General features: G+C 71.3%; 1 protein-coding gene. It reads right to left on the reverse strand.

Annotated elements, in window-relative coordinates:
- The coding region (locus A2U95_RS24500; protein ID WP_166026839.1) for an acyltransferase domain-containing protein at positions 1–996 on the reverse strand (996 nt) is incomplete at both ends.

Below are 996 nucleotides of genomic sequence, written 5' to 3' on the forward strand. Positions count from 1 at the left end.
CGTCTGCAGGATCTGCCGGAACTCCTCCAGCATCGGTTCCATGCGGGGGGAGTGGAAGGCGTGGCTGACCCGCAGCTTCTTGGACTTCGCGAACCGCTCGGCGATCGCGGTGACCTCATCCTCGTCGCCGGAGATGACGACGGAGTTCGGGCCGTTGAGGGCGGCGATGGAGACGTTGTCGGTGAGTAGCGGCAGGATCTCGTCCTCGGTGGCCTGCACCGCGACCATTGCCCCGCCCTCGGGCAGGGCCTGCATCAGCCGGCCACGGGCGGCCACCAGTGCGGCCGCGTCTTCCAGAGACCAGACGCCGGCGACGTGTGCGGCGGCGAGCTCGCCGATGGAGTGGCCCAGCAGGTAGTCCGGCGTGACGCCCCAGTGCTCCATCAGCCGGAACAGGGCCACCTCGACGGCGAACAGGCCGGCCTGCGTGTAGACCGTCCGGTCCAGCAGGTCCGACTCCGTGTCGAAAACCAGCTCCTTGACCGGGCGGTCCAGGTGCTTGTCGAGTTCCGCGCAGACGGCGTCGAAGGCGTCGGCGAACACCGGGAACGCTTCGTACAGCTCACGGCCCATGCCCGCCCGCTGCGAGCCCTGGCCCGAGAACAGGAACGCCGTCTCGCCGCCCAAGGCCACGCCTCGCACGATTCCTTCGGCGCTGTCCTCCCCCAGGGCGAGGTGACCGAGCGCCGCGACGAGCGCGTCGCGGTCGTGCCCTTGGACCACGGCCCGGTGGGGAAGGGCCGCACGGGTGGTGGCCAGCGAGTGTCCGACGTCGAGCAGGTCGGGCGCGTCCACGGCGTAGGCGCGCAGCCGTTCGGCCTGGGCACGCAGAGCGCGCTCCGACATGCCGGAGACCGGCCATGACAGCGGACCCGTGACCGGGACGCCTCCGTCCTCCCCGGGCTCACGGTCGTCCTCGGCGTCGGGTGCTTCGAGGATGACGTGGGCGTTGGTGCCGCTGATGCCGAAGGAGGAGACGGCGGCGCGGCGGGGCCG

Source organism: Streptomyces chilikensis, from assembly GCF_001642695.1.
Lineage (GTDB): Bacteria > Actinomycetota > Actinomycetes > Streptomycetales > Streptomycetaceae > Streptomyces > Streptomyces chilikensis.